Source organism: Pantoea sp. CTOTU50773 (assembly GCF_032082325.1).
Classification (GTDB): domain Bacteria; phylum Pseudomonadota; class Gammaproteobacteria; order Enterobacterales; family Enterobacteriaceae; genus Pantoea; species Pantoea communis.
In genome coordinates this window covers 1-6,620 of sequence record NZ_DAMDQC010000206.1, presented here as the reverse complement: position 1 = coordinate 6,620, position 6,620 = coordinate 1, and the positions used below count along the sequence as shown (strand labels likewise).

4 protein-coding genes and 1 pseudogene are annotated in these 6,620 nt (G+C 53.7%); 2 read left to right on the top strand and 3 right to left on the bottom strand.

The features are described from left to right. Positions 1-1,862, top strand: a pseudogene (locus tag RT340_RS21090) (DNA-directed RNA polymerase subunit beta'); the annotation flags it as partial. 60 nt (positions 1,863-1,922) lie between these two features. Here RT340_RS21090 and RT340_RS21085 read toward each other — a convergent pair. Further along, on the bottom strand, positions 1,923-2,111 hold the full coding sequence (locus RT340_RS21085) for a DUF1127 domain-containing protein (RefSeq protein WP_097119778.1): 189 nt from the start codon (positions 2,109-2,111) through the stop codon (positions 1,923-1,925). A 175-nt stretch (positions 2,112-2,286) separates the two neighbouring features. Between RT340_RS21085 and RT340_RS21080 the strand changes: the two genes are divergently transcribed. Continuing rightward, on the top strand, positions 2,287-3,741 hold the full coding sequence (locus RT340_RS21080; RefSeq protein WP_160869778.1) for a PLP-dependent aminotransferase family protein: 1,455 nt from the start codon (positions 2,287-2,289) through the stop codon (positions 3,739-3,741). A gap of 156 nt (positions 3,742-3,897) precedes the next feature. Here the strand turns inward: RT340_RS21080 and thiE are convergent, their stop codons facing one another. Further along, positions 3,898-4,545, bottom strand: a complete 648-nt coding sequence (thiE, locus tag RT340_RS21075) for a thiamine phosphate synthase (RefSeq protein ID WP_313377651.1) — start codon at positions 4,543-4,545, stop codon at positions 3,898-3,900. After that, entirely contained in the window at positions 4,542-6,467 is a 1,926-nt protein-coding gene (thiC, locus tag RT340_RS21070) for a phosphomethylpyrimidine synthase ThiC (RefSeq protein ID WP_313377650.1), read from the bottom strand. The genes thiE and thiC overlap by 4 nt, the downstream gene beginning before the upstream one ends. Positions 6,468-6,620 lie beyond the last annotated feature (153 nt).

The window sequence follows — 6,620 nt, the reverse complement described above, 5'->3', positions numbered from 1 at the left end:
TGAAAACCGCTAACTCCGGTTATCTGACGCGTCGTCTGGTAGACGTTGCGCAGGACCTGGTGGTCACCGAAGACGACTGTGGTACTTTCGAAGGCATCATGATGACTCCGGTTATCGAAGGTGGCGACGTTAAAGAACCACTGCGTGAGCGTGTACTGGGTCGTGTGACTGCTGAAGACGTACTGAAACCAGGTACTGCTGACATCCTGATCCCGCGTAACACGCTGATCGATGAGCACTGGTGTGATGTGATCGAACTGAACTCAGTCGATGCGATCAAAGTGCGTTCTGTTGTTGGTTGTGAAACCGACTTTGGTGTGTGTGCACACTGCTACGGTCGCGACCTGGCACGTGGTCACATCATCAACAAAGGTGAGGCCATCGGCGTTATCGCAGCACAGTCCATCGGTGAGCCGGGTACACAGCTGACGATGCGTACGTTCCACATCGGTGGTGCGGCATCTCGTGCGGCTGCTGAATCCAGCATCCAGGTGAAGAACAAAGGTACTATTAAGCTGACCAACGCGAAGTCTGTAACCAACTCCTCCGGGAAACTGGTTATCGTCTCTCGTAACGTTGAGCTGAAGATGATCGATGAATTCGGTCGTACCAAAGAGAGCTATAAAGTCCCTTACGGCGCGATGATGGCTAAAGGTGATGGTGAGCAGGTTGCAGCGGGCGAGACCGTAGCAAACTGGGATCCGCACACCATGCCTGTTATCACCGAAGTGGGCGGTTTCATTCGCTTCACTGACATGATCGATGGTCAGACGATTACTCGTCAGACTGATGACCTGACTGGTCTGTCATCGCTGGTGGTTCTGGATTCTGCAGAACGTACTGCGGGCGGTAAAGATCTGCGTCCTGCGCTGAAAATTGTTGATGCCAACGGAAATGATGTTCTGATTCCAGGTACCGACATGCCAGCTCAGTACTTCCTGCCGGGCAAAGCGATTGTTCAGCTGGAAGATGGCGTTAAGATCAGCGCGGGTGACACCCTGTCGCGTGTACCTCAGGAATCTGGCGGTACCAAGGACATCACCGGTGGTCTGCCACGCGTTGCTGACCTGTTCGAAGCGCGTCGTCCGAAAGAGCCAGCAATTCTGGCCGAGATCAGCGGTATTATCTCGTTCGGTAAAGAGACCAAAGGCAAGCGTCGTCTGGTGATTACACCGGTTGATGGTAGCGATCCGTACGAAGAGATGATTCCGAAATGGCGTCAGCTGAACGTATTCGAAGGTGAGCGTGTAGAACGTGGTGACGTTGTTTCTGACGGCCCAGAGTCTCCACACGACATCCTGCGTCTGCGTGGCGTCCATGCGGTTACACGTTACATCACTAACGAAGTGCAGGAAGTTTACCGTCTGCAAGGCGTTAAGATTAACGATAAACACATCGAAGTCATCGTGCGTCAGATGCTGCGTAAAGCAACCATCGCCAGCGCGGGCAGCACCGAGTTCCTGGAAGGTGAGCAGGCTGAATACTCTCGCATCAAGATCGCTAACCGCGACCTCGAAGCGAACGGCAAAATTGGCGCAACCTTTATGCGCGATCTGCTGGGTATCACCAAAGCTTCTCTGGCAACCGAATCGTTCATCTCTGCAGCATCGTTCCAGGAGACCACACGTGTCCTGACTGAAGCAGCAGTAGCAGGCAAGCGTGATGAACTGCGCGGCCTGAAAGAGAACGTGATCGTGGGTCGTTTGATCCCGGCCGGTACCGGTTATGCTTACCATCAGGATCGTATGCGTCGCCGTTCTGTAGGTGAAGCACCGGTTGCACCGCAGGTGACTGCGGATGAAGCCTCTGCGAGCCTGGCTGAACTGCTGAACGCCGGTCTTGGCGGTAGCGACGACGAATAATCGTCTGCGAAGCTGACCCATAAAAAACCCTGCCTCGGCAGGGTTTTTTTTCGTTTTTAATCAGCCCTTACGGCAGATATCGTGGCGGGTCAGGCCAATGTCGCGCAGTTGTGCATCGCTTAAGTGAGACAGAATTTTGCGAGTCTCACGGCGGGCGCGCCATCTTTTGATGGCACGTCCCGTGCCGCGAACCATATCCAATAGCGTTACATCAAAGGGTTTTGCTGCGCGGTTTTGATCGAATTCCATAATAAATGCCCTCAGTCAGTTGTCTGAGTGGTATTGTCCAGTTCCTGTGCATTTCAATACAGATTCAAAAATCACTTATTATTAACATACAGATTGCGCATGATAGGATCTGAATGGTAAAAAAAAGGATGATCTGTACTGATTTAGATTCAGTGAACTCGAGGGGAATCATACGATGACGCGTTACCAACATCTGGCTTGCTTGCTCTCAGACAGGATTGAGCAGGGACTCTACCGTAGCGGCGAGCGCTTACCCTCAGTGCGCACACTGAGTATTGAACACGGTGTGAGCATCAGTACCGTGCAGCAGGCGTATCACCTGCTAGAAGAGAAACAGCTTATTGTGCCGCAGCCGCGCTCTGGCTATTTCGTTGCGACGCGCAAAGCCACGCCTCCTGTTCCTGCGTTAACCCGCCCCGTACAACGCCCCGTCGAGATCACCCAGTGGGAATCGGTGCTGGAATTATTAAGCAGCCGCAACAGCGGTAACGTGCTGCAATTAGGTAGCGGCATGCCAGACCTTACCCAGCCGACATTGAAGCCATTATGGAAAATTCAGAGCCGAATGGCGCAGAAGCAGGATCTTGACCAGCTCAATTATGACAGTCTGTTAGGCGTTGCGGCCTTGCGTGAGCAGGTCGCACGCTTAACTATCGATAGCGGTTGTCAGCTCACCGCAGAGGATATTGTGATCACCACGGGCTGCCATGAAGCGCTGTCCGTGTCGATCCGTGCGGTGTGTGAACCGGGTGATATTATCGCCGTTGAATCTCCGACATTTCATGGCACGATGCAGACCCTGCGCGGGCTTGGTATCCGTGCCATTGAAATCCCTACCGATTCGGTGACGGGCATTAGCCTTGAAGCTCTGGAGTTGGCATTCGAGCAGTGGCCCATTAAAGCCGTGGTAGTAGTGCCAAATTGCAATAATCCACTCGGATTTATCATGCCCGAGGCGCGCAAGCGTGCGCTGCTGGCACTGGCACAGCGCTTTGATGCCGCGATTATTGAAGACGATGTTTACGGTGAATTGGCATGGGAGTATCCACGTCCCATTACCATTAAATCTTTGGATATGGATGGCAGGGTGTTGTTGTGTAGTTCATTCTCTAAGACGCTGGCTCCCGGGTTACGTGTTGGCTGGGTGGCACCTGGACGCTATCGCGATCGCGTCTTGCATATGAAATATATCGGCACGGGTTCAACAGCCACACAGCCGCAACATGCGGTGGCCGAATTTATTCGTCTTGGTCACTATGGGCCGCATTTACGCCGGATGCGCCAGGTATATCAACGTAACTACGAGACTTTTAGCTGCTGGGTACGCCACTATTTCCCGTGCGGTATCTGTGTCTCGCGTCCGCAGGGCAGCTTCCTGATGTGGATTGAGTTACCTGAAGCGTTTGATGCGGTTCGGCTTAACACCGAACTTCGCACGTTGAACATTCAGGTCGCCGTCGGATCGCTGTTTTCTGCCTCGGGCAAATATCGTAACTGCTTGCGCCTGAATTATGGGTTGCCCATCAATGAGTATACAGAACAGGCCATCGCCCAACTTGGCGCTGCGGTGGAGCAGGCCATGCACGCCTGTCATATCGAAACGGAACCCGCTTCATCCCTGACTGATTAAAGTGGAAAGGCAGGGCTGGAGAGAGAGGTAGACCAGCCCTGGCCCACTGCCAGCGACAGCGGGCAGGCACACTTTATCCTGACCGGAAAAACACGCTAGCCCGCAGGAAGCGGACTGCGCGTGAGGTTCCAGCCAAATTACCCTGATTGCAGAACGTTACAACGCTTCCGCGGGCTGGGTTCCAGCTTCAACCAGTGCCAGCAGCTCCTGTGTCGCCTGACGCCAGTCTGCCGCCTGAGTAATGGCGCTCACCACGGCAACGCTTCCAACGCCAGTGGCCAAAACTTCAGGTACGCGCGCAAGGGATATACCGCCAATCGCCACAGTCGGTATATCCTGCAACCGCGCCATGTGGCGTTTCAATTCTACGATGCCCTGAGGTTCCGAAGGCATATCTTTGGTTTGTGTGGGATAAATATGCCCCAATGCAATGTAGGAAGGACGCAGCGCCAGCGCGCGGTCTAACTCGGCATCATCATGAGTCGATAACCCAAGACGCAAACCTGCCTGGCGGATAGCGTCCAGATTAGCCACGTCCAAATCTTCCTGACCAAGATGCACGCCATAGGCGTTATATTTGATCGCTAATCGCCAGTAATCGTTGATAAACAGGCGTGCACGATACTGCTTGCCCAGCGCAATTGCCTCGCGCACTGCGTCTTCTACTTCATGATCCTGGCAATCTTTGATGCGCAACTGGATGGTGCGAACGCCAGCCTCCAGTAAGCGTGCAATCCACTCTACGCTATCAACAACAGGGTACAGCCCCAGTTTCGGGGCCGTGGCTGGAAAGGCATCGGTCATACTTTTTCCTCTTTAAGGGCATCGGCGGCGTGATAAAGCTCGCCACCACGACTGCGGAAGGCATCCGACATCTGCGCCATGCCAATTTCAATGGGCTGGACTTCTGCATGCTGGCGAGCAGCATATTCGCGCACTTCCTGGGTAATTTTCATCGAACAGAATTTTGGACCGCACATTGAGCAGAAGTGAGCCACTTTGCCCGATTCCTGCGGCAATGTCTCATCGTGATAAGCGCGTGCCGTATGCGGATCGAGCGCCAGATTGAACTGATCCTCCCAACGGAATTCAAAGCGTGCTTTCGACATGGCGTTATCACGGATCTGAGCGCCGGGATGACCCTTAGCCAGATCGGCTGCATGCGCGGCGATCTTGTAGGTAATCAGACCCTGCTTAACATCTTCTTTATTCGGCAAACCGAGGTGCTCTTTCGGTGTGACGTAGCACAGCATGGCGCAGCCAAACCAACCAATCATTGCGGCACCAATGCCGGAGGTAAAATGATCGTACCCGGGGGCGATATCGGTGGTCAGTGGGCCAAGCGTGTAAAACGGCGCTTCGTGACAGTGCTCTAACTGTTCGGTCATGTTGCGGCGGATCATCTGCATTGGCACATGGCCTGGACCTTCAATCATCACTTGCACATCGTATTCCCAGGCAACTTTGGTCAGCTCACCTAGCGTGTGCAATTCGGCAAACTGGGCTTCATCGTTGGCGTCCTGAATTGATCCCGGACGCAGGCCATCACCGAGTGAGAGCGCGACATCATAGGCAGCGCAGATTTCACAGATCTCGCGGAAATGCAGATAGAGGAAACTCTCTTGATGATGTGACAGGCACCACTTCGCCATGATCGAACCACCACGCGAGACAATACCGGTCAGACGTTTAGCCGTCATCGGCACATAGCGCAGCAGCACACCGGCGTGAATAGTGAAATAATCCACCCCCTGTTCTGCTTGTTCAAGCAGAGTATCGCGGAAGATCTCCCAGTTAAGGTCCTCCGCCACGCCGTTCACTTTCTCCAGTGCCTGATAAATGGGCACAGTGCCAATCGGCACCGGGCTGTTTCGCAAAATCCACTCGCGCGTTTCATGGATATAGCGGCCTGTGGAGAGGTCCATCACGGTATCCGCCCCCCAGCGTGTTGACCACACCAGTTTCTCCACTTCCTCTTCGATCGATGAGCTCACCGCTGAGTTGCCTATATTGGCGTTCACCTTCACCAGAAAGTTACGGCCAATGATCATCGGCTCTGATTCGGGGTGATTAATATTGGAGGGTATGATAGCGCGGCCGCTGGCAACTTCCTGGCGCACAAATTCGGCGGTGATGTTTTCCGGCAGATTGGCACCAAAACTGTGGCCCGGGTGCTGTTGCAGTAGCACTTCACCACGAATACGTTCGCGGCCCATGTTTTCTCGCACCGCAATAAATTCCATCTCGGGTGTAATAATGCCCTGACGTGCGTAATGCAGCTGTGTGACGCAGCGGCCAGCTTTGGCACGACGCGGCTGCGGTAACTGCTCGAAGCGCAGGTGATCCAGCCCTTCATCGGCTAAGCGTTGCTGAGTGTATTGCGAACTCAACTGGTGGATCGCTTCGCTGTCATCGCGTTCAGCAATCCAGTTTTCACGCAATCGGTCTAATCCCCGATGCACATCAATGGTGGCCGCAGGGTCGCCATAAGCACCTGCCGTGTCATATACCGGCACTGGTTCGTTGTGCTCATACTGTGGATTCTCTTTTGTGCCACCGATGTGTGTAGGGCTAAGCTGGATTTCGCGCATCGGCACACGGATATCCGCTCGGCTGCCGGTAATCCAGATACGTTTTGAATTGGGGAAAGCGGTGCCTTGCAGCGAATCGATAAATTCCTGCGCTTGTGCACGTTGTTCACGACGAGAAGTTTTAGCAACAGACATAGCAAATTTCCTGAATTAAGGGGAAGTTGCTTGTCCAGAGTTCGGAAGGAGTAACAGGGACGATGCCGGGCGCCAACACGCATCGCTCTGTGAATGTCTACTCTTGTTCCCTTCGCAGGTACTAACCTGATCAGGTTCCGCGGATCCCGAATA

Excerpts from the sequence above, each read along its gene's own strand:
- RT340_RS21085 (WP_097119778.1), bottom strand. The coding sequence starts at position 2,111 with ATGGAATTCGATCAAAACCGCGCAGCAAAACCCTTTGATGTAACGCTA.
- RT340_RS21080 (WP_160869778.1), top strand. The coding sequence starts at position 2,287 with ATGACGCGTTACCAACATCTGGCTTGCTTGCTCTCAGACAGGATTGAG.
- thiE (WP_313377651.1), bottom strand. The coding sequence starts at position 4,545 with ATGACCGATGCCTTTCCAGCCACGGCCCCGAAACTGGGGCTGTACCCT.
- thiC (WP_313377650.1), bottom strand. The coding sequence starts at position 6,467 with ATGTCTGTTGCTAAAACTTCTCGTCGTGAACAACGTGCACAAGCGCAG.